Source organism: Ectopseudomonas guguanensis (assembly GCF_900104265.1).
Classification (GTDB): Bacteria; Pseudomonadota; Gammaproteobacteria; order Pseudomonadales; family Pseudomonadaceae; genus Aquipseudomonas; species Aquipseudomonas guguanensis.
In genome coordinates this window covers 37,515-57,244 of the sequence record NZ_FNJJ01000015.1, presented here as the reverse complement: position 1 = coordinate 57,244, position 19,730 = coordinate 37,515, and the positions used below count along the sequence as shown (strand labels likewise).

General features: G+C 63.7%; 20 protein-coding genes and 1 tRNA gene. 18 read left to right on the top strand and 3 right to left on the bottom strand.

The window, feature by feature from the left end; translation table 11 throughout:
- Window positions 1–124 precede the first annotated feature (124 nt).
- The 16 genes from aspS (at window position 125) to nadA (ending at window position 13,542) form a co-directional block, all read left to right on the top strand.
- A complete protein-coding gene (aspS, locus tag BLS61_RS20060; RefSeq protein WP_090433834.1) occupies window positions 125–1,900 on the top strand; it encodes an aspartate--tRNA ligase in 1,776 nt (591 codons plus the stop codon).
- A gap of 104 nt (window positions 1,901–2,004) precedes the next feature.
- Window positions 2,005–2,754 (top strand): YebC/PmpR family DNA-binding transcriptional regulator, encoded by a 750-nt coding sequence (locus BLS61_RS20055; RefSeq protein ID WP_090433832.1) that lies wholly within the window; start codon window positions 2,005–2,007, stop codon window positions 2,752–2,754.
- A 216-nt stretch (window positions 2,755–2,970) separates the two neighbouring features.
- Complete coding sequence (ruvC, locus tag BLS61_RS20050; protein ID WP_090433830.1) at window positions 2,971–3,495, top strand: crossover junction endodeoxyribonuclease RuvC; 525 nt, start codon at window positions 2,971–2,973, stop codon at window positions 3,493–3,495.
- A gap of 21 nt (window positions 3,496–3,516) precedes the next feature.
- Window positions 3,517–4,122, top strand: a complete 606-nt coding sequence (ruvA, locus tag BLS61_RS20045; RefSeq protein WP_090433829.1) for a Holliday junction branch migration protein RuvA — start codon at window positions 3,517–3,519, stop codon at window positions 4,120–4,122.
- A 156-nt stretch (window positions 4,123–4,278) separates the two neighbouring features.
- On the top strand, window positions 4,279–5,331 hold the full coding sequence (gene ruvB, locus BLS61_RS20040) for a Holliday junction branch migration DNA helicase RuvB (protein WP_090433826.1): 1,053 nt from the start codon (window positions 4,279–4,281) through the stop codon (window positions 5,329–5,331).
- Window positions 5,332–5,384: 53 nt separating this feature from the next.
- Window positions 5,385–5,837 carry a tol-pal system-associated acyl-CoA thioesterase gene (ybgC, locus tag BLS61_RS20035; RefSeq protein ID WP_090433825.1) on the top strand — a complete coding sequence of 151 codons (453 nt, stop codon included), beginning with the start codon at window positions 5,385–5,387 and terminating at the stop codon, window positions 5,835–5,837.
- A 2-nt stretch (window positions 5,838–5,839) separates the two neighbouring features.
- On the top strand, window positions 5,840–6,535 hold the full coding sequence (tolQ, locus tag BLS61_RS20030; protein WP_090433823.1) for a protein TolQ: 696 nt from the start codon (window positions 5,840–5,842) through the stop codon (window positions 6,533–6,535).
- A 27-nt stretch (window positions 6,536–6,562) separates the two neighbouring features.
- Window positions 6,563–7,015 (top strand): protein TolR, encoded by a 453-nt coding sequence (gene tolR / locus BLS61_RS20025; protein WP_090433822.1) that lies wholly within the window; start codon window positions 6,563–6,565, stop codon window positions 7,013–7,015.
- Window positions 7,015–7,995 carry a cell envelope integrity protein TolA gene (gene tolA / locus BLS61_RS20020; RefSeq protein WP_090433820.1) on the top strand — a complete coding sequence of 327 codons (981 nt, stop codon included), beginning with the start codon at window positions 7,015–7,017 and terminating at the stop codon, window positions 7,993–7,995. Before tolR ends, tolA begins: the two co-directional genes overlap by 1 nt.
- A gap of 5 nt (window positions 7,996–8,000) precedes the next feature.
- Complete coding sequence (gene tolB / locus BLS61_RS20015) at window positions 8,001–9,299, top strand: Tol-Pal system beta propeller repeat protein TolB (RefSeq protein ID WP_090433818.1); 1,299 nt, start codon at window positions 8,001–8,003, stop codon at window positions 9,297–9,299.
- Between the two features lie 54 nt (window positions 9,300–9,353).
- Window positions 9,354–9,851 carry a peptidoglycan-associated lipoprotein Pal gene (pal, locus tag BLS61_RS20010; RefSeq protein WP_003241687.1) on the top strand — a complete coding sequence of 166 codons (498 nt, stop codon included), beginning with the start codon at window positions 9,354–9,356 and terminating at the stop codon, window positions 9,849–9,851.
- 6 nt (window positions 9,852–9,857) lie between these two features.
- Window positions 9,858–10,670 carry a tol-pal system protein YbgF gene (gene ybgF, locus BLS61_RS20005; RefSeq protein ID WP_090433816.1) on the top strand — a complete coding sequence of 271 codons (813 nt, stop codon included), beginning with the start codon at window positions 9,858–9,860 and terminating at the stop codon, window positions 10,668–10,670.
- 217 nt (window positions 10,671–10,887) lie between these two features.
- Complete coding sequence (gene queE, locus BLS61_RS20000; protein ID WP_090434026.1) at window positions 10,888–11,535, top strand: 7-carboxy-7-deazaguanine synthase QueE; 648 nt, start codon at window positions 10,888–10,890, stop codon at window positions 11,533–11,535.
- Between the two features lie 2 nt (window positions 11,536–11,537).
- On the top strand, window positions 11,538–12,212 hold the full coding sequence (gene queC / locus BLS61_RS19995; RefSeq protein WP_090433814.1) for a 7-cyano-7-deazaguanine synthase QueC: 675 nt from the start codon (window positions 11,538–11,540) through the stop codon (window positions 12,210–12,212).
- Window positions 12,213–12,270: 58 nt separating this feature from the next.
- Window positions 12,271–12,346: transfer RNA gene (locus tag BLS61_RS19990), tRNA-Lys, on the top strand.
- Between the two features lie 137 nt (window positions 12,347–12,483).
- Window positions 12,484–13,542: a quinolinate synthase NadA gene (gene nadA, locus BLS61_RS19985; RefSeq protein ID WP_074860280.1), complete on the top strand. Its 1,059-nt coding sequence runs from the start codon at window positions 12,484–12,486 to the stop codon at window positions 13,540–13,542.
- A gap of 126 nt (window positions 13,543–13,668) precedes the next feature.
- Here nadA and BLS61_RS19980 read toward each other — a convergent pair whose 3' ends face one another.
- Complete coding sequence (locus tag BLS61_RS19980) at window positions 13,669–14,742, bottom strand: LOG family protein (RefSeq protein ID WP_090433810.1); 1,074 nt, start codon at window positions 14,740–14,742, stop codon at window positions 13,669–13,671.
- A gap of 132 nt (window positions 14,743–14,874) precedes the next feature.
- Window positions 14,875–16,278, bottom strand: coding sequence for an MBL fold metallo-hydrolase RNA specificity domain-containing protein (locus BLS61_RS19975; RefSeq protein WP_090433808.1), 1,404 nt, complete (start codon window positions 16,276–16,278; stop codon window positions 14,875–14,877).
- A 125-nt stretch (window positions 16,279–16,403) separates the two neighbouring features.
- Between BLS61_RS19975 and BLS61_RS19970 the strand changes: the two genes are divergently transcribed.
- Window positions 16,404–18,806, top strand: a complete 2,403-nt coding sequence (locus BLS61_RS19970; RefSeq protein WP_090433806.1) for a phosphoketolase family protein — start codon at window positions 16,404–16,406, stop codon at window positions 18,804–18,806.
- A 37-nt stretch (window positions 18,807–18,843) separates the two neighbouring features.
- Window positions 18,844–19,038, top strand: coding sequence for a hypothetical protein (locus BLS61_RS19965; protein ID WP_090433805.1), 195 nt, complete (start codon window positions 18,844–18,846; stop codon window positions 19,036–19,038).
- 13 nt (window positions 19,039–19,051) lie between these two features.
- Here the strand turns inward: BLS61_RS19965 and BLS61_RS19960 are convergent, their stop codons facing one another.
- Entirely contained in the window at window positions 19,052–19,453 is a 402-nt protein-coding gene (locus BLS61_RS19960) for a quorum-sensing-regulated virulence factor family protein (RefSeq protein WP_090433803.1), read from the bottom strand.
- Between the last annotated feature and the right edge of the window lie 277 nt (window positions 19,454–19,730).

The following is a 19,730-nucleotide window of genomic DNA, read 5'->3' as shown; positions in this document are numbered from 1 at the left end:
CTATATAATCCGGCGCTTTATCGAAGCGCGGCGTACGGTTGGACGTTTGCCGCGGCGTGGCTCCTGCCCAGGGTGCTGGGGGCTGCCTGACCTATCCAAGACCTTAGAGAAGCGAAACACGATCATGATGCGCAGCCACTATTGCGGCCAGTTGAACGAGAGCCTGGATGGCCAGGAAATCACCCTTTGCGGCTGGGTACACCGTCGCCGCGACCATGGCGGGGTGATCTTCCTCGATATTCGTGATCGTGAAGGCCTGGCCCAGGTGGTGTTCGACCCGGATCGCGCCGAGACCTTCGCCAAGGCCGACCGCGTGCGCAGCGAGTACGTGGTGAAGATCACCGGCAAGGTGCGCCTGCGTCCGGCCGGTGCGGTCAACCCGAACATGGCTTCCGGCGCCATCGAAGTGCTGGGTTACGAGCTGGACGTGCTCAACGAGGCGGAGACTCCGCCGTTCCCGCTCAACGAATACACCGACGTCGGCGAGGAAACCCGCCTGCGCTACCGCTTCATCGACCTGCGTCGCCCGGAAATGGCCGAGAAGCTCAAGCTGCGTTCGCGCATCACCTCGAGCATCCGCCGCTACCTGGACGACAACGGCTTCCTCGACGTCGAGACGCCGATCCTGACCCGCGCCACCCCGGAAGGTGCCCGCGATTACCTGGTGCCGAGCCGCACCCACGCCGGCAGCTTCTTCGCCCTGCCGCAGTCGCCGCAGCTGTTCAAGCAACTGCTGATGGTGGCCGGCTTCGACCGCTACTACCAGATCGCCAAGTGCTTCCGCGACGAGGACCTGCGCGCTGACCGTCAGCCGGAATTTACCCAGATCGACATCGAGACCAGCTTCCTCGATGAAAAGGACATCATGGACATCACCGAGACCATGGTGCGCAACCTGTTCAAGGAAGTGCTGGGCGTCGAGTTCGGCGAGCTGCCGCACATGCCGCTGGCCGAAGCCATGCGCCGCTTCGGTTCGGACAAGCCGGACTTGCGCATCCCGCTGGAGCTGGTGGACGTCGAGGACCAGCTCAAGGACGTCGAATTCAAGGTCTTCGCAGGTCCGGCCAACGACCCCAAATGCCGCGTTACCGCGCTGCGCGTACCGGGCGGGGCGAGCATGCCGCGCAAGCAGATCGACGACTACACCAAGTTCGTCGGCATCTACGGCGCCAAGGGCCTGGCCTATATCAAGGTCAACGAACGTGCGGCCGGCGTTGACGGTCTGCAGTCGCCGATCGTCAAGAACATCCCGCTGGACAACATCAATGTCATCCTCGACCGCGTTGGTGCGGTCGATGGCGATATCGTGTTCTTCGGTGCCGACAAGGCCAAGATCGTCAGCGAGGCTCTGGGCGCGCTGCGCATCAAGCTGGGTCATGACCTGAACCTGTTCACCTGCGAGTGGGCGCCGCTGTGGGTCGTCGATTTCCCGATGTTCGAGGAGAACGACGACGGCAGCCTGACCGCCATGCACCACCCCTTCACTTCGCCCAAGTGCACCCCCGAGGAGCTGGAGGCCAACCCGGCGGCTGCGCTGTCGCGTGCCTACGACATGGTGCTCAACGGCACCGAGCTGGGTGGCGGCTCGATCCGTATCCACGACAAGGCCATGCAGCAGACCGTGTTCCGTGTGCTCGGCATCAGCGAAGACGAGCAGCAGGAGAAGTTCGGCTTCCTGCTCGATGCGCTCAAGTACGGTGCGCCGCCCCACGGTGGTCTGGCCTTCGGTCTGGATCGCCTGGTGATGCTGATGACCGGCGCCAGCTCGATCCGCGAAGTGATTGCCTTCCCGAAAACCCAGAGCGCGGCCTGTGTCATGACCCAGGCGCCGGGCGTGGTGGATGCCAAGTCGCTGCGCGAGCTGCATATCCGCCTGCGCGAGCAAGCCAAGGCCGAATAAGCCTGCACGAGAAGCCTGGATTTCCAGGCTTCTTCGTTATGGGGCGGAGAGACTCGAACTCTCCAGCCCCGGCAATTGTGAAAACCTAATAGATGGAGTGAGTTATGGCTGGTCATTCCAAATGGGCCAATATCAAGCATCGCAAGGGGCGTCAGGACGCCAAGCGCGGCAAGATCTTCACCAAGCTGATCCGTGAGCTGACGGTTGCTGCCAAGCATGGCGGCCCGATTCCGGCGGACAACCCGCGTCTGCGCCTGGCAGTGGACAAGGCGCTGACCAACAACATGTCGCGCGAGGTGATCGACCGCGCCATCGCCCGTGGTGCGGGTAACAACGAAGCCGACAACGTCGTCGAATTCAGCTACGAAGGCTATGCGCCGAGTGGTGTGGCCATCATCGTCGAGGTGATGACCGACAACCGCAACCGCACCGCCGCCGAAGTGCGTCATGCCTTTACCAAGTGCGGCGGCAATCTCGGCACCGATGGTTCGGTTGCCTATATGTTCGATCGCAAGGGGCAGATCAGTTTCGCGCCGGGTGTCGATGAGGATGCCCTCATGGAAGCCGCGCTGGAGGCCGGTGCCGATGACGTGGAGATGGGCGAGGACGGCTCGGCCCTGGTATCGACCAGCTTCACCGAGTTCCATGCCGTCAACGAGGCGCTGGGCGCTGCCGGTTTCAAGGCCGAGGAGGCGGAAATCGCCATGATCCCCTCGATCAGCGCGCCGATTGCCGATCTGGAAACCGCGCAGAAGGTCTTCAAGCTGATCGACATGCTCGAAGATCTGGATGACGTGCAGAACGTCTATCACAACGCCGAAGTCGCCGACGAGATCATGGAGCAGCTCGGCTGAGGTTGTAGCACGGATGCTTAGGGTGGGGCGGGCGGCGATTCGCCTTAGCCCACCTTGGCAAACACTGGTGGGCTGAAGCCCACCCTACGGCCACCCTACAACCCTACGCCCGCCGTGCGTGCCTGCGGTTTTCTCTGGTTCCTCGGGCGCGTCGCGAGTGACGGCGCATGAGGACCCCCGTATACTCGCCAACTGGATAAATAGACAGTTGCCGACATGACCCTCATCCTAGGAATCGATCCCGGTTCGCGCATCACCGGCTATGGCGTGGTACGCGATACCGGGCGTGGCTGCGAGTACGTGGCCTCGGGCTGCATTCGTACCGGCAACGGTCCCTTGGCCGAGCGTCTGCAGATCGTCTTTCGCGGCGTCAGCGAGGTGATTCGCACCCATGGCCCGGTGACCATGGGGATCGAGCAGGTTTTCATGGCGCGCAATGCCGATTCGGCGCTCAAGCTGGGGCAGGCGCGTGGCGCAGCCATCGTCGCCGCGGTGGAGGCAGGGCTTGAGGTGTGCGAATACACCGCGACCCAGGTCAAGCAGGCGGTGGTCGGCACCGGAGCGGCGGACAAGCAGCAGGTGCAGATGATGGTCATGCACCTGCTGAAGCTGGTGCAGAAGCCGCAGATCGATGCCTCCGACGCCCTGGGTATCGCCCTGTGCCATGCCCATCATCGGCAGAGTCTCATTCCCCATGGGCTGGCCGGCGCCAAGCGCCGCGGCGGCCGTCTTCGTTTGTAATCGAATCAAAGGAAAACAGCGGTGATCGGACGTTTGCGCGGCACCCTGGCGGAGAAGCAGCCGCCGCATTTGCTTCTGGATGTGAATGGCGTCGGTTATGAGCTGGAAGTGCCGATGACGACCCTATATCGTCTGCCTGCGGTGGGTGAGCCGGTAACCCTGCACACTCATCTGGTGGTGCGTGAAGATGCGCATCTGCTCTACGGCTTTTTCGAGAAGCGCGAGCGAGAGCTGTTTCGCGAGCTGATCCGCCTCAATGGCGTCGGCCCGAAACTGGCGCTGGCCTTGATGTCCGGGCTCGAGGTCGATGAGCTGGTGCGTTGCGTGCAGGCGCAGGACACGGCCGCCCTGGTCAAGGTGCCGGGTGTCGGCAAGAAAACCGCCGAGCGTCTGCTGGTGGAGCTCAAGGATCGCTTCAAGGCCTGGGAATCGATACCGTCCATCGCGCCTCTGGTGGTTGAACCTCAACTGGCGCAGGCAGTCTCAAGCGCGGAGAACGACGCCGTCAGCGCGTTGATCTCCCTCGGCTACAAGCCGCAGGAGGCCAGCCGGGCAGTTGCCGCCATCAAGGAGGATGGTATGAGCAGTGAAGATTTGATTCGTCGCGCGTTGCGCGGCATGGCGTGACAAGGTGTTGAATAACTACCTGCGTTGCCGATGCGTTGTTAAAAACAGGCTCAAAATGCTCATTTACACTCGTAAACTCCGCTTTCTCGCCTGTTTTTGCCTAGCCTCGGCTGCCTCGCTGACGTACTTCAACACCTTGTCGATGGAAGTATTGCGATGATCGAAGCCGATCGCCTGATTACCGCCAGTCCACGTGAGCGCGAAGAGCAGCAGGATCGTGCCATCCGCCCGTTGCGCCTAGCCGACTATATCGGCCAGCCCGTAGTGCGTGAGCAGATGGCGCTGTTCATCCAGGCCGCGCGGGGCAGGGCCGAAGCGCTCGACCACACGCTGATATTCGGCCCGCCGGGGCTGGGCAAGACCACCCTGGCCAATATCATCGCCGAGGAGATGGGCAGCTCGATCAAGAGCACCTCCGGCCCGGTGCTCGAGCGTCCGGGGGATCTGGCGGCGCTGCTGACCAACCTGGAAAGCGGCGACGTGCTGTTCATCGACGAGATTCATCGACTTTCTCCTGTGGTCGAGGAAGTGTTGTACCCAGCCATGGAGGATTTTCAGCTCGACATCATGATCGGCGAAGGCCCTGCGGCGCGCTCGATCAAGCTGGATCTGCCGCCCTTCACCCTGGTCGGTGCCACCACCCGTGCCGGTATGCTGACCAATCCGTTGCGTGATCGTTTCGGCATTGTCCAGCGCCTGGAGTTCTACGGTATCGAGGATCTCGCCACCATCGTCTCGCGTTCGGCCGGGATTCTCGGGCTGCCCATCGAGGCCAGGGGCGCCTACGAGATCGCTCGTCGCGCGCGGGGCACGCCGCGTATCGCCAACCGCCTGCTGCGCCGCGTGCGCGATTTTGCCGAGGTGCGTGGTACCGGCCATATCTCCCAGGCAATCGCCGATCAGGCGCTGAACCTGCTGGATGTCGACGAGCGCGGCTTCGACCATTCCGACCGCCGTCTGCTGCTGGCCATGATCGAGAAGTTCGACGGCGGGCCGGTGGGCCTGGACAGCCTGGCTGCGGCCATCGGCGAGGAGCGCCATACCATCGAAGACGTGCTCGAGCCTTATCTGATTCAGCAGGGTTACATGATGCGCACCCCGCGCGGGCGCGTGGTTACCCGGCACGCCTACCTGCACTTCGGGCTGAACATCCCCAAGCGTTCAGGTGATTTGCCTGTTGGCGACCTTTTCAATGCGGGTGACGAATGACGAAAAAATTGTTACCAGGCCGGATTGGCAAGCAGCAGGCCGGGGACTAGAGTATGCGCGCGCAAAACGGAGTCCAGCCGTTCAGCCACCATTGCCGGGTCTACTACGAAGACACCGATGCGGGCGGCATCGTCTACTACGTCAACTACCTCAAATTCATGGAGCGGGCTCGCACCGAGCGCCTGCGTGAGCTGGGCTATGCCCAGTCGACGCTTGCCGGTGAGGGCCTGTTGTTCGTCGTGCATTCGGCCGAGGCGCGTTACCACGCGCCGGCGCGTCTGGATGACGAACTGGTGATCAGCGCCGATGTGATCGAATTGAACCGTGCCAGCCTGCGTTTTCGTCAACAGGTCAGGCGGGCTGCGGATGATGCGCTGCTCTGCGAAGGGCAGTTTCTGGTGGCCTGTGTGCGCGCCGACAACTTGAAACCCCGGGCTATCCCCGAATCCCTGCGACACGCGTTCGCCGGGACGCAGGCGCCGGGTCCAATTGCAGCAGGAGAGTAAGCGTGGAAGCTAACGCCGTTGACCATATGTCGATGTGGAGTCTGATCAGTAACGCCAGTCTGTTGGTTCAGCTGGTAATGCTGACCCTGGTGGGCGCATCGGTCATTTCCTGGGTGATGATCTTCCAGCGCAGCAATGCGCTGCGTGCCGCCAAACGCGCGCTGGACAACTTCGAGGATCGTTTCTGGTCCGGTATCGACCTGTCCAAGCTGTATCGCCAGGCTGGCAGCAATCCTGATCCGGATTCCGGTCTGGAGCAGATCTTCCGTGCCGGCTTCAAGGAGTTCTCCCGCCTGCGTCAGCAGCAGGGCGTCGATCCGGATGCGGTGATGGACGGCGTGGCGCGCGCCATGCGCGTGGCCATCTCCCGCGAGGAGGAAAAGCTGGAAACCGCGCTGCCGTTCCTCGCCACCGTGGGTTCCACCAGCCCGTACATCGGCCTGTTCGGTACCGTATGGGGCATCATGAACTCCTTCCGCGGTCTGGCCCAGGTGCAGCAGGCCACCCTGGCCACCGTCGCCCCGGGTATCGCCGAAGCGCTGATCGCCACCGCCATCGGCCTGTTCGCCGCGATTCCGGCGGTCATCGCCTACAACCGCTTCTCTGCCCGCGGCGAAATGCTGATCGGCCGTTACTACACCTTCGCCGACGAGTTCCAGGCCATCCTGCACCGCAAGGTGCACACCTCGGAAGACTAAGACGCGCGCACAGGATAGGTTCTAGCCATGGCGAGAATTCGCAACAGACGCAAACCGGTCGCCGAGATGAACGTGGTGCCCTACATCGACGTGATGCTGGTGCTGCTGGTCATCTTCATGGTCACCGCGCCGATGCTCAACCAGGGCGTCAAGGTCGACCTGCCCAAGGTCAGCAGCGAAGCGCTGCCGCAGGACAACGACGCCCAGGTGCTGACCATTTCCATCAAGGCCGACAAGACCTACTACTGGAACATGGGCAGCGAGGTCGACGTCGACACCGAGCAGGAGCGCGCCTCCACCCTCGAGCAGATGACTCAGGCCGTGTCGGCGATCATTGCCGAGAACCGTCGCCAGGGTAAGCAGGTGCAGGTGTTCGTGCGCGGTGATCGCAGCGTCGACTACGGCACCGTGATGGCGGCCATGGGTGGCCTGCAACAGGCCGACGTGGGCAACGTCGGATTGATTACCGAGGCGCCCTGATGCAGCAGACCGAGCGTTCGCAGTCGGAAAGCTACTTCTGGCCCGTGGTCTGGGCCGTGGGTCTGCATGTCCTGATGTTCGCCATGCTGTTCGTCAGCTTCGCCTTCACGCCGGAGCTGCCGCCGGCGCGTCCGGTGGTTCAGGCTACGCTGTATCAGCTGCAGTCGCAGAGCCAGGCCACCACCCAGACCACGCAGAAGGTCGCGGGCGAGGCGCAGAAGACCTCGGCACCGCAGTTCGAGACCGAACGACTGGAACAGAAGAAGGCAGAGGAACAGAAGCAGGCCCAGGCCGAGGCACAGCGACAGGCCGCGGCCAAGAAGGCCGAGGAACAAAAGCAGGCGGAAGAGGCTCGAAAGGCCGAACAGGCCAAAGCCGAAGCTGCGAAGAAGGCCGAAGCCGAAAAGGCCGCCGAGCAGAAGCGTCAGGCCGATATCGCCAAGAAGCGCGCCGAGGAAGAGGCGAAGAAGAAAGCCGCTGAAGAGGCCAGGAAAAAGGCCGCTGCAGAAGAGGCGAAGAAAAAGGCGGCAGCTGCCGAGGCAGCGAAGAAGAAGGCGGCCGAAGACGCCAAGCGCAAGGCCGAAGAGGCCCGGCGCAAGGCAGCTGAGGATCAGAAGGCGGCGGCGCTGGCCGAGTTGCTCTCGGACAACGTGCAGAACCAGCAGGCGCTGGCTGAAACCCATGGCGACAAGGTGGCCGGCAACCTCGATGATCTGATCATCAAGCTGATCACCGAGAACTGGCAGCGACCGATGTCGGCGCGCCGCGGCATGAGCGTCGAGCTGCTGATCCAGATGCTGCCCGATGGCACCGTGACCAACGCCAGCGTATCGCGCTCCAGTGGCGATGCGCCGTTCGACAACTCGGCCGTCGCCGCTGTACGTAACGTCGGGCGTATTCCCGAGATGCAACAATTGGATCGCGCTACCTTCGACCGCATGTACAGGCAGCGCCGCGTCATTTTCAAACCGGAGGATTGAGCTCTGTGAACAACCTGATTCGTATCGCCCTGCTGGGGCTGGTCATGCTGGTCGGTAGCGTCCAGGCGGCCGATCCGCTGGTGATCTCCCAAGGCGCCGACCGCGCCACCCCGATCGCCGTGGTGCCCTTCGGCTGGCAGGGCGGCTCGGTGCTGCCCGAGGACATGTCGCAGATCATCGGCAACGACCTGCGCAACTCCGGCTACTTCGAACCCATCCCGCGGCAGAACATGATCAGCCTGCCGACCCAGGCCAGCGAAGTCATCTATCGCGACTGGAAAGCCCTCGGTGCGCAGTACGTGCTGGTCGGCAACATCGTGCCCAACGGCGGCCGCCTGCAGGTGCAGTACGCGCTGTTCAACGTCAGTACCGAACAGCAGGTGATGACCGGCAACGTCGGCGGCGGTACCGACCAGCTGCGCGACATGGCCCACCATATCGCCGACCAGTCGTTCGAGAAGCTCACCGGCGTCAAGGGCGCGTTCTCCACGCGCCTGCTGTACGTCACGGCCGAGCGCATGGGCGCCAACAACACCCGTTACACCCTGCAGCGCTCCGACTACGACGGTGCCCGTGCGGTGACCTTGCTGCAATCGCGCGAGCCGATCCTCTCGCCGTCGTTCGCGCCGGATGGCCGCCGTATCGCATACGTGTCGTTCGAGCAGCGTCGCCCGCGCATCTTCGTGCAGCACATCGATACCGGCCGCCGCGAGCAGATCACCAATTTCGAAGGCCTCAACGGTGCACCGGCCTGGTCGCCGGACGGCAATCGTTTGGCCTTCGTGCTGTCGCGCGACGGCAACCCGGAAATCTACGTGATGGACATGGGCAGCCGGCAGATGCGCCGCATCACCAACCATTACGCCATCGATACCGAACCCTTCTGGGGCAAGGATGGTCAGACCCTTTACTTCACCTCGGATCGCGCGGGCCGTCCGCAGATCTACAAGACCAACATCAATAGCGGGGCAGTGGAGCGAGTGACCTTCGTCGGTAACTACAACGCCAACCCGAAATTGTCGGCTGATGAAAAGACCCTGGTGATGATCCATCGCCAGGACGGTTTCACCGTGTTCAAGGTGGCTGCGCAGGACCTGGAAACCAACCGTTTGCGCATACTTTCAGACACAAGTTTGGATGAGTCGCCCACTGTTGCGCCCAATGGCACCATGCTAATCTACGCCACCCGCCAGCAGGGCCGGGGAGTCTTGATGTTGGCGTCCACCAATGGACGCGTGAGGCTCCCTCTTCCTACCGCTCAAGGCGAAGTTCGAGAGCCTTCTTGGTCCCCTTACCTGAACTGATGCGGTGCTACACCTTTTTGCTTAACACAACTGGGGTTCATTAGGAGTTACATGATGGAAATGCTGAAATTCGGTAAGTTCGCTGCACTGTCCCTGGCTCTCGCCGTTGCCGTAGGTTGCTCCTCCAAAGGCGGCGACGCTGCTGGCGAAGGCGCTGTCGACCCGAACGCTGGCTACGGTGCCAACACTGGCGCTGTCGATGGCAGCCTGAGCGAAGAAGCTGCTCTGCGCGCTATCACCACCTTCTACTTCGAGTACGACAGCTCCGACCTGAAAGCCGAAGCCATGCGCGCTCTGGACGTACACGCCAAGGACCTGAAAGGCAACGGCGCTCGCGTCGTTCTGGAAGGCCACGCTGACGAGCGCGGTACCCGTGAGTACAACATGGCTCTGGGCGAGCGTCGTGCCAAGGCCGTTCAGCGCTACCTGGTTCTGCAGGGCGTTTCCCCGGCTCAGCTGGAACTGGTTTCCTACGGCGAAGAGCGTCCGGTTGCCACTGGCAACGACGAGCAGTCCTGGGCCCAGAACCGTCGCGTAGAGCTGCGTAAGTAAGCTGCCATGCGTGATTGCCGTCGTATCCTGACCCTTCTGACACTCGCCATGCCGCTTGCGGCGATTGCTGAGGTTCCCGTTCTGGAAAGCAGCTCCATGCAACAAGGCAGCAGCTATCCACCGGCGGGTTATGGTACGGCCGGCGCCTACGCCGGAGCGGGTGCGCAAGCGCCCGCTTCGGCGCAGGGCATGCTGTTCAATCAGCTCGAGCAGATGCAGCAGGAAATTGCCCAACTGCGCGGCATGCTCGAAGAACAGCAGAATGAAATCCAGCGCCTCAAGCAGGAAGGCCTGGAGCGTTACCAGGATCTGGATCAACGCATTTCCTCCGGCGCTGCTGCCGGTGGAGCTTCCGCACAGAATTCCGCCAACGGCGCGATCAACGCCAATGGCACCCCGACGCCACCTGCCGCTCAGCAGCAGGCCAGCGCCGAGCCGGGCGATCCGGCCAAGGAAAAACTCTATTACGACGCCGCCTTCGACCTGATCAAGGCCAAGGATTTCGACAAGGCGTCGCAGGCATTCGCCGCCTTTCTCAATCGTTATCCCAACAGTCAGTACGCCGGCAACGCGCAGTACTGGCTGGGCGAAGTGAACCTGGCCAAGGGCGATCTGCAGGCAGCCGGCCAGGCCTTTGCCAAGGTCAGCCAGGCCTATCCGAGCCACGCCAAGGTGCCGGATTCGCTGTTCAAGCTGGCCGACGTCGAGCGTCGCCTGGGCAACAACGACAAGGCGCGCGGCATTCTGCAGCAGGTGATCGCCCAGTATCCGGGCAGTTCGGCCGCGCAGCTGGCCCAGCGCGATTTGCAACGGCTGTAAATCGATATTCGATGAATAAAAACCCGCGCCTGCCGCGGGTTTTTCTTATCCGGTCTCGCGTGATCCATTAGAATGCGCGCTCGCTTGGCCCACGGGGTTTCAGCTCGGCTGATGTCCTTGTCGCCATGCCTCGTCGAACTCCGGCCGCGGCCGACGTTCCTGTCTTTCCACGCAACGGAGGCGGATGACCTGTTTCGTCATCACGCCCGTGGCTACCATGCAAGAAACCCTGCGCATCACCGAGATTTTCTACTCGCTGCAGGGGGAGACGCGTACCGCCGGCTTGCCAACGGTATTCGTGCGCCTGACCGGCTGCCCCCTGCGCTGTCAGTACTGTGACACCGCCTACGCCTTCAGCGGCGGCGAAATCGTCACGCTGGACAGCATCCTCGATCAGGTGGCCGCCTATCGGCCGCGTTACGTTTGCGTCACAGGCGGCGAGCCGCTGGCCCAGCCCAACTGCATCCCCTTGCTCACGCGTCTGTGCGACGCCGGTTACGAGGTGTCGCTGGAGACCAGCGGTGCACTCGACGTCTCGGCCGTCGACCCGCGGGTCAGCAAGGTGCTGGATCTGAAGACGCCCGGTTCGGCTGAAGTGCAGCGCAACCGTTACGAGAACATCGAGTGGCTGACCGCCAATGACCAGGTCAAGTTCGTCATCTGTTCGCGCGAGGACTACGATTGGGCAGTGTCCAGGCTGATCCAGTACGACCTGGCGGCCCGAGCCGGCGAGGTGCTGTTCTCGCCCAGTCACAAGCAGGTCGATGCGCGGGCGCTGGCCGACTGGATAGTGGCGGACAACCTGCCGGTGCGCCTGCAACTGCAACTGCACAAGATTCTCTGGAACGACGAGCCGGGACACTGATCATGAGCGACAAGAAAGCGGTCATCCTCCTTTCCGGCGGCCTGGATTCAGCCACCGTGGTGGCCATGGCCAGGGCCGAGGGCTACGCCTGCTACAGCATGAGCTTCGATTACGGGCAGCGTCATCGCGCCGAGCTGCAGGCGGCCGAACGCGTTGCCCGGCAACTGGGCGTGGTCGAGCACAAGGTGATCGGCCTGAATCTCAACGGCATCGGTGGCTCGGCACTGACAGACAGCAGCATCGCGGTTCCGGAAACCCTGGGCGAAGGCATCCCGGTGACCTACGTGCCGGCGCGCAACACGGTGTTTCTGTCCCTGGCGCTGGGCTGGGCCGAGGTGCTGGGGGCGCGCGATATCTTCATCGGCGTCAATGCGGTGGACTACTCAGGCTATCCCGATTGCCGCCCGGAGTTCGTCGAGGCTTTCGAGCGCATGGCCAACCTGGCGACCAAGGCCGGTGTGGAGGGTCAGGGTTTTGCCATCCGTGCGCCGCTGCAGCAGATGAGCAAGGGCGAGATCATCCAGGCCGGTATGCGCCTGGGCGTGGACTATGCGCTGACCGTCTCCTGCTACCAGGCCGACGAAGACGGCCGCGCCTGTGGCAAGTGCGACAGCTGCCGCCTGCGCGCCGCCGGTTTCACTGCCGCTGGCGTGCCCGATGCCACTCGCTATTTCTGAAAAAGTTTTCGCGAAGTGTTGATTTCCTGAATTAAATCAGTATCATGCGCCTCGCGTTGGGTCGTTAGCTCAGTTGGTAGAGCAGTTGGCTTTTAACCAATTGGTCGTAGGTTCGAATCCTACACGACCCACCAGATCGCAAAAGCCAGTCGTGAGACTGGCTTTTTTTTGCTCTCGGAAAAGCCCTCTGGCCGATGCTGCACTGCCTGTGGCGATGGGCGGCCAGGGGGTATACTCGCCGCTCGCCCAAGAGCGCCCCAGGTTCGACGACATGACGCAGATTTCCGAACGCCTTCTGGTTCAGGCCCACCTCGACGCCAAGCAGCCCAAGCCGCTGACCGCCGAGGAAGAATCTTTTTATCGCCGCGAAATCGCCGCCGAGCTGAAGAAGCAGAACGCGGTGCTGGTGGCGCACTATTACTGCGATCCGGTCATCCAGGCGCTGGCCGAGGAAACCGGCGGCTGCGTTTCCGACTCTCTGGAAATGGCCCGTTTCGGCAACCAGCACCCGGCGCAGACCGTGGTGGTGGCCGGGGTCAAGTTCATGGGCGAGACGGCGAAGATCCTCAACCCGGAAAAGCGCGTGCTGATGCCGACGCTGGAGGCGACCTGCTCGCTGGATCTGGGTTGCCCGGTGGACGAGTTCTCGGCCTTCTGCGATCAGCATCCCGAGCGCACCGTGGTGGTGTATGCCAACACCTCGGCGGCGGTGAAGGCGCGTGCCGACTGGGTGGTGACCTCCAGCTGCGCGCTGGAGATCGTCGAGAGCCTGATGGACAACGGCGAGACCATCATCTGGGCGCCGGACAAGCATCTGGGCAACTACATCCAGCGCGAGACCGGTGCCGACATGCTGTTGTGGGACGGCGCCTGCATCGTCCACGAGGAATTCAAGTCCAAGCAGCTGCTGGACATGAAGGCGCTGTACCCCGACGCCGCCATTCTGGTGCACCCGGAATCGCCGCAGAACGTGGTCGAGCTGGCCGACGCGGTGGGCTCCACCAGCCAGCTGATCAAGGCGGCGCAGACCCTGCCGAATTCCACTTTCATCGTCGCCACCGACCGCGGCATCTTCTACAAGATGCAGCAGCTGTGCCCGGACAAGACCTTCATCGAGGCGCCGACGGCCGGCAACGGCGCGGCATGCCGCAGCTGCGCGCACTGCCCGTGGATGGCGATGAACACCCTGGAACGTGTGCTGACCGGCCTGCGTCAGGGCTCCGGTGAGATTCATGTCGACCCGGCGCTGATTCCCAAGGCGATCAAGCCGCTCAAGCGCATGCTCGATTTCACCCAGGCGGCGCGGATGAAGGTCGCCGGCAACGCTTGATAGGCATGCAGTAAAAAGAAGCCCAGCCAATGCTGGGCTTCCTGCTTTGCGTAGCCCGGATGCAATCCGGGAATGGCGAGAGGCCAATACCCCCGGATTGCATCCGGGCTACGCCAACTCGTCAGCTCAGCTCGCCCAGTTCTCCGGTTCGTTGACCGCATTGAGCAGGGCACGCAGGCGGCCATAGTCGCGCCCGTTGAAGGCGAAGGCCAGGCGGGTCAGGTGCTTGAGTTCCGGCTCGTCGCGCTCCTGCTCGCACGAGGCCTGCTGGGTGAAGCCGCCTTCCTTGCACAGGCCGGCGAACTCGCGGGTCAGCTGCGCCAGGGCCACATCGCTGAGCGGGTGATTCAGGCGAATCACGAAGCGATCCTTGAGCCAGCGGCTGGAGTGGAAGTTGCGATAGAACCGGGCGATTTCATCCACCGCCTCTTCGGCGCTGTAGACCAGGTGTAGCAGGTTGAGGTCGGTGGGCAGGATATAGCCGTTGTCGCCGAGCTGCCGGCGGATGAAACCCAGCGCGTCTTCCCAGTAGCTGCCGCCCGGCTGGTCGAGCAGTAGCACCGGCACCAGCGGGCTCTTGCCGGTCTGGATCAGGGTCAGCACTTCCAGGGCTTCATCGAGGGTGCCGAAACCGCCGGGGCATAGCACCAGGCCATCGGCTTCCTTGACGAAGAACAGCTTGCGCAGGAAGAAGAAGTGAAAGGACAGCAAGTGATGGCTGCCGCGCATCGTGGCGTTGGCGGCCTGCTCGAAGGGCAGGGTGATATTGAAGCCCAGGCTGTTTTCCATGCCGGCGCCTTCATGAGCCGCCGCCATGATGCCGCCGCCGGCACCCGTGATCACCATCAGGTCGCGGTGCGCCAGTAGTGCGCCGAGTTCGCGAGCCTGCCGGTACAGCGGATGATCCACTGGTGTGCGTGCCGAACCGAACACCGTGACCTTGCGTCGGCGCTTGAGCTGCTCCAGCACACCGAAGGCATGCTCCATCTCGCGCAGGGTCTGCATCATGATCTTGGCGTCCCAGCGATTGCGATCAGCCTGGGCCATATGGATCACGGTGCTGAGCATCTCGCGGTACAGGGCCAGGTTGGGGCTGTTGCTCGGGGCAGCCAGCGCCACCAGCTCGTCCACCTTGCTGCTCAGGTCGACCTCGCTGGTCTGCACGTGGCGTGACAGATAATCGTCCGCTTCGTAAGCCATGGAAACTTTCCTTTTCTGGGCCAGGCAAGCGTGGATCGCGCTCGCGCCTGTGCCGGTTCCCTGATTATGGAGCCTGGCGAAGGTTGCCACAGCCAGGTTGCAGCCTGGCTGCAGGCTTTTCGTAAGTGCGGGTTACAGGGCGATCTGCTCGCCGGGTTCGGGAATGTTGGCGATCCAGTTCAGCTGGTCGCGCAGGGCCTGTTGCAGCGCCTGCATCTTTTCCAGCTCGCCGTGGACCAGATACAGCTCGGGATGATGCTCGAACTGGCTGGCCCAGTGCAGCAGCTGCGACTGTCCGGCATGTGCGGAGAAACCGCCCAGGGTATGCACCCTGGCCTTCACCGCGATGCGCTGGTGCAGCACCTTGACCGTTTCGGCGTCGTCTACGATCAGGCGGCCCAGCGTGCCCTTGGCCTGGAAGCCGGGGAACACCAGGTGGCAGTTCTCGCGCCAGAGGTTGTGCTTGAAGTGATGGACGATACGCCCGCCGTTGCACATGCCGGCGCCGGCGATGATGATCGCCCCGCTCTTGATCCGGTTGATGGCCATCGACTCTTCGGCCGTCGCGGTGCAGCGCAGGATCGGCAGCCAGTCCGCGACCCGCTTCACGCCCTTGGCGGCCAGGGCGGCGCGGTCCTCGGCGGCGAACTGATCGTGAAAGCGGCTGTAGATGGCGTTGGCGCGGATCGCCATGGGGCTGTCGAGGAACACCGCCTGCTGGGGCAGACGGCCCTCCTGGTAGAAGCGGCCGAGGTAGTAGATCAGATCCTGGGTGCGACCGACGGCGAAGGAGGGAATCAGCACATTGCCGCCATCACGATGGGCCTGCTGCAGGATGTCGGCCAGCTCCTCCAGGGTGGCTTCGCTGTCGCGGTGGTCGCGGTCGCCGTAGGTGGACTCCATCAGCAGCACGTCCGCCTTGTTCAACAGCGTCGGGGCCTGCATCAGAGGCGAGCAGGTGTTGCCCAGGTCGCCCGAGAACACCAGATGGCGGTGCAGGTGATGGTCTTCCACCAGCATCTCGACGATGGCCGAGCCGAGGATATGGCCGGCGTTGTGGAAGGTCACCTGCACGCCCTTGGCCACCTCGATCGCTACGCCATAGGCATGGGAGCGGCGCTGGCTGAGGGCCTGCTCCGCGTTGGCGACCGTATACAGCGGCTTGATCGCCGGCTTGCCCTGGCGGGCGCGCCAGCGATTTTCCCATTCGGCGTCCTTCTCCTGGAGGAAGGCCGAGTCCAGCAGCATCAGCTCGAGCAGTTCGCAACTGGCCTCGGTAGCGTGGATCGGGCCGCGATAGCCTTCGGCGATCAGACGCGGCAGCAGCCCGCTGTGATCGAGATGGGCGTGGGAGATCACCACCGCATCCAGGCTGCGCGGATCGAAGGGGAAGGCGCTGCGGTTCTGATCCTCCTCTTCGCGGCGTCCCTGATGCATGCCGCACTCGAGCAGGACCCTGGCGCCGTCGCGGCTTTCCACCAGGTAGCAGGAGCCGGTGACCTGTTGAATCGCACCGAGAAAAGTGAGCAGGGCCATGGTTCTTTCCTTGTTGTGATGATGAGGCGAGTCTGCCGGTTCGCATCGCCGCGCTTGTTGATGCAGGTCAGCCGGGGCCTTTTTCCCGCTGCCTAGACTGCAGACAAACATTCAGGAGAGCAGCCATGACCCAGCTATTGCCCGACGCCGCCGCCTTGCACCAGCACGCTCAGCAATATCCCGACTTCGCCCGCTGGCAAGCCGGCCACGGACCTGTCCAGCATAGCCCGCAGACCTGCGCCGCAGTCTTTCGCCTCGCTCATCAACTGGTGCAGAGCGGCCTGCAGCCCGACCTGCCAAGCGTCTATCGTCTGTTGTGCGCCCTCGATTCGCTGACGGCCGCCGGCCTCTGGCTGGTGGTGCACATGACCTACGCGCAGCGCGTGAGGCTCGATGGCCAGCCGCTGCAGGCCGCCGACTTCAAGGAGGTGCCCGAGGGGCATACCGGCGGCGCGCTGAACATGGTGCCGGCCTACGCCGGTTACCTGGCCCTCAATGCCCTGACCGCCGAGACGCGTGGCTGGCTGATGGGGCAGGGCCATTGCGTGGCGGCGATCGAGGCGTTGAACCTGCTGACCGGCAACCAGCATCCCGAGCAGGCAGCCCGCTACGCTCGCGACGAGGCGGGCATGAGCCGCCTGGCGGCGGATTTCTACAGCTACGCCCAGGCAGCTGACGGCCGCCCAGGCGTGCCGCTGGGCAGTCACGTCAACCCGCATACCGCCGGCGGCATCGCCGAGGGCGGCTACCTGGGCTTTGCCGAGCTGCAGTACGCGCATCTGCCATTGCCGGGGGAGAAGCTGGTGGCCTTTCTCTCCGACGGCGCTGCCGAGGAGCAGCGCGGCAGCGACTGGATGCCGCGCTGGTGGCGCGCCGAGGATTGTGGCGTGGCGCTGCCGGTGATGATCGCCAATGGCCGGCGTATCGAGCAGCGCACCGAACTGGGCACGCATGAGGGCCTCGAAGGCTTTCGTCAGCACCTGCGCCTGTGCGGCTTCGATCCGCTGAGTTTCGATGGGCGCGACCCGGCGGCCTTCGTCTGCGCCCTTTGGGAGATGGAGCAACGCCTGGCGCACCGTGTCGGCGAACTGAGCGACAAGGTGCTTGCCTATCCCTTGCCGATGCCCTACGGCATCGCCGAAACCAGCAAGGGCTATGGCTTTTTCGGCGCCGGCAGCAACGCCGCGCACAACCTGCCGCTGCCGGCCAGCCCGGCGCGCGACGAGCAGGCGCGCGAGCTGTTCAACCAGCATGCGGCGGCCTTGTGGGTGGAGCCGCAGAAGTTGTCCGCTGCCTGCAATCTGTTCGCCAGCCGCAAGGGGCGCGCGCTGGAGCGGGACAACCCGCTGGCCTTGCGTCAGCCGCCGCAGCCCGTGCAGCCGCCGCTGCAGTTTCACGATCATGCCTGCTCGCCGATGAGCGCCCTGGATCGCTATTTCGTCGACCTGGTGCGCGCCAACCCGCAACTGCGGCCGCGGGTGGGCAACCCGGACGAATTGGCCAGCAACCGCCTGGGTGGCGTACTGGCGGCGCTCAGGCATCGCGTCAGCCAGCCGGAGAGCGAGCTGGAGTCGGTGCACGGCGCGGTGATCACCGCGCTCAACGAGGAGGCGGTGGTATCCGCCTGTCTGGCCAACCAGGGTGGGCTCAATCTGGTGGCCAGCTACGAAGCCTTCTGCGTGAAGATGCTCGGCGCCGTTCGTCAGAGTCTGATCTTCGCCCGCCAGCAGAAGGAGGCAGGGCGTCCGGCCGGCTGGTTGGGCTGGCCGCTGGTGGCCACCTCGCACACCTGGGAGAACGGCAAGAACCAGCAATCGCACCAGGACACCACCTTCTGCGAGGCGCTGCTGGGCGAGATGCACGACGTCATGCGCGTGTTGCTGCCCGCCGACCACAATTCGCTGCTGGCCCTGCTACCGGAGATCTACCAGACGCGTGGTCGGCTGGCCTGCCTGGTGGCTGCCAAGCGTGAACGACCCTGTTTCTTCACGGTCGAACAGGCACAGCAGCTGGCGCGTGACGGTGCCCTGCAGGTCGCTGAAGGTGGCGATGGCGAGCCCGTGCTGCTGATCGCCAGTGGCAGCTATCAGCTCAGCGAGATGCGCCGCGCCGCCGTTCGTCTGAGCGAGCAGGGCGTGGCCTGGCGTCTGATTTACTTGCAGGAACCGGGGCGTTTTCGGGCGCCGCGCGATGCCTGGGAGGCTGCCAGTGTGGCCAGCGCCGAGCAGCGTGAAGCGCTGTTCCCGGCGGCGTGCCGCCGGCGCGTGCTGCTGACGCACATGCGCCCGGAGGTCGCCATGGGCCATCTTTGGCCGCTGCTGGGCGATGTCGCCAGCTGTCGGGCGTTGGGCTACCGCAACCGCGGTGGCACCTTCGACGAGGCCGGCATGCTGCTCGCCAATGGCTGCAGTTGGGCGCATGTGCTGCAAGGCGTGGCCGAAGTGCTGGGCGTATCGCCCGATGGCTGGTTGAGCGCCGAGGAACGCGCGGCTCTGGCAGGCAGGGGGTACCCTCGCTGTCTGCGTTGAGCCCGCCAAGTGGAGCAACGGGAAGGGAGGGGCAGGTATGCCCAGGTTGACGCTGGAGATAAACACGGATCTGTACCGTATGCTGCAACAGGCTGCGCGTACCAACCACTCGAGTATCGAGGACGAGTGCCTGCGCCGGCTGGAGAGCGGCGGGAGGCGCTCACGCTACATGGAGGCGTTGCTCGCCGAACTGCGCGCCGATGAGGCGCAGCGGCGAGCGGGAAGAGGCTGAGTTTTCGCCTGCTTCAGAGGCCGCAGTCGCTCTTGTCGAATACTTCGACGGTGACCGGGCGGTTGCTGCGGTACTCGCTGAACTGATAGCGCAGCTGCGCGCCCTGCGCCAGCAGGCTGCGATAGCCCGGGTTGCGGCAGACGCTGGCTGCCAGCTGGCTGCGCACCGTATCGGGGTTACCGCGCATCTGCGCGGCATGCGCTTCACGCACGCTGAGATGGTTGATCAGCGTGTGTCCTTCCACGGTATAGCCCTGATCGAGAATGTCCTCGTTGATCGCCCGCGGCGTGCCCTCGCTGCTTTGCCGGGCGACCTGCTCCAGCGTGCGGGTCAGCTCCATCTCCTTCAGCGAAGCTGCCTGGGCAGTGGGAAGCATCAGGCTGAGCGCGAGAGCGGGAAGGATGTGACGCAGCATGGGGTATGACTCCTGAAAGCGTGGACGAGGGTTGGACCGGGCCTCGGGAAGAATGTTCGCGGCAATGGCCTTTTGCCTGCTTGAAACAAGGTGTTACCGATGGGGACATGCTGGCCTCTGGCCGCCCTCGGTCACCACGACCAAAGGCCGGGGATCGTCGGCCAAACCTGCACGTCACAGAGTTGAGCCGCTGCAGTCGGACGTTGCCAGCACAGACCTGCCTGAAGTCTGTCGCGGGTGTTGGAAAGACTGCACGGCGTTCAAGCAGCGTGCAGGA

What these genes read in the sequence shown, in the direction of transcription:
- aspS (WP_090433834.1), top strand. Translation starts at nt 125, where the DNA reads ATGATGCGCAGCCACTATTGCGGCCAGTTGAACGAGAGCCTGGATGGC.
- BLS61_RS20055 (WP_090433832.1), top strand. Translation starts at nt 2,005, where the DNA reads ATGGCTGGTCATTCCAAATGGGCCAATATCAAGCATCGCAAGGGGCGT.
- ruvC (WP_090433830.1), top strand. Translation starts at nt 2,971, where the DNA reads ATGACCCTCATCCTAGGAATCGATCCCGGTTCGCGCATCACCGGCTAT.
- ruvB (WP_090433826.1), top strand. Translation starts at nt 4,279, where the DNA reads ATGATCGAAGCCGATCGCCTGATTACCGCCAGTCCACGTGAGCGCGAA.
- ybgC (WP_090433825.1), top strand. Translation starts at nt 5,385, where the DNA reads ATGCGCGCGCAAAACGGAGTCCAGCCGTTCAGCCACCATTGCCGGGTC.
- tolR (WP_090433822.1), top strand. Translation starts at nt 6,563, where the DNA reads ATGGCGAGAATTCGCAACAGACGCAAACCGGTCGCCGAGATGAACGTG.
- tolA (WP_090433820.1), top strand. Translation starts at nt 7,015, where the DNA reads ATGCAGCAGACCGAGCGTTCGCAGTCGGAAAGCTACTTCTGGCCCGTG.
- pal (WP_003241687.1), top strand. Translation starts at nt 9,354, where the DNA reads ATGGAAATGCTGAAATTCGGTAAGTTCGCTGCACTGTCCCTGGCTCTC.
- ybgF (WP_090433816.1), top strand. Translation starts at nt 9,858, where the DNA reads ATGCGTGATTGCCGTCGTATCCTGACCCTTCTGACACTCGCCATGCCG.
- queE (WP_090434026.1), top strand. Translation starts at nt 10,888, where the DNA reads ATGCAAGAAACCCTGCGCATCACCGAGATTTTCTACTCGCTGCAGGGG.
- queC (WP_090433814.1), top strand. Translation starts at nt 11,538, where the DNA reads ATGAGCGACAAGAAAGCGGTCATCCTCCTTTCCGGCGGCCTGGATTCA.
- nadA (WP_074860280.1), top strand. Translation starts at nt 12,484, where the DNA reads ATGACGCAGATTTCCGAACGCCTTCTGGTTCAGGCCCACCTCGACGCC.
- BLS61_RS19980 (WP_090433810.1), bottom strand. Translation starts at nt 14,742, where the DNA reads ATGGCTTACGAAGCGGACGATTATCTGTCACGCCACGTGCAGACCAGC.
- BLS61_RS19975 (WP_090433808.1), bottom strand. Translation starts at nt 16,278, where the DNA reads ATGGCCCTGCTCACTTTTCTCGGTGCGATTCAACAGGTCACCGGCTCC.
- BLS61_RS19970 (WP_090433806.1), top strand. Translation starts at nt 16,404, where the DNA reads ATGACCCAGCTATTGCCCGACGCCGCCGCCTTGCACCAGCACGCTCAG.
- BLS61_RS19965 (WP_090433805.1), top strand. Translation starts at nt 18,844, where the DNA reads ATGCCCAGGTTGACGCTGGAGATAAACACGGATCTGTACCGTATGCTG.
- BLS61_RS19960 (WP_090433803.1), bottom strand. Translation starts at nt 19,453, where the DNA reads ATGCTGCGTCACATCCTTCCCGCTCTCGCGCTCAGCCTGATGCTTCCC.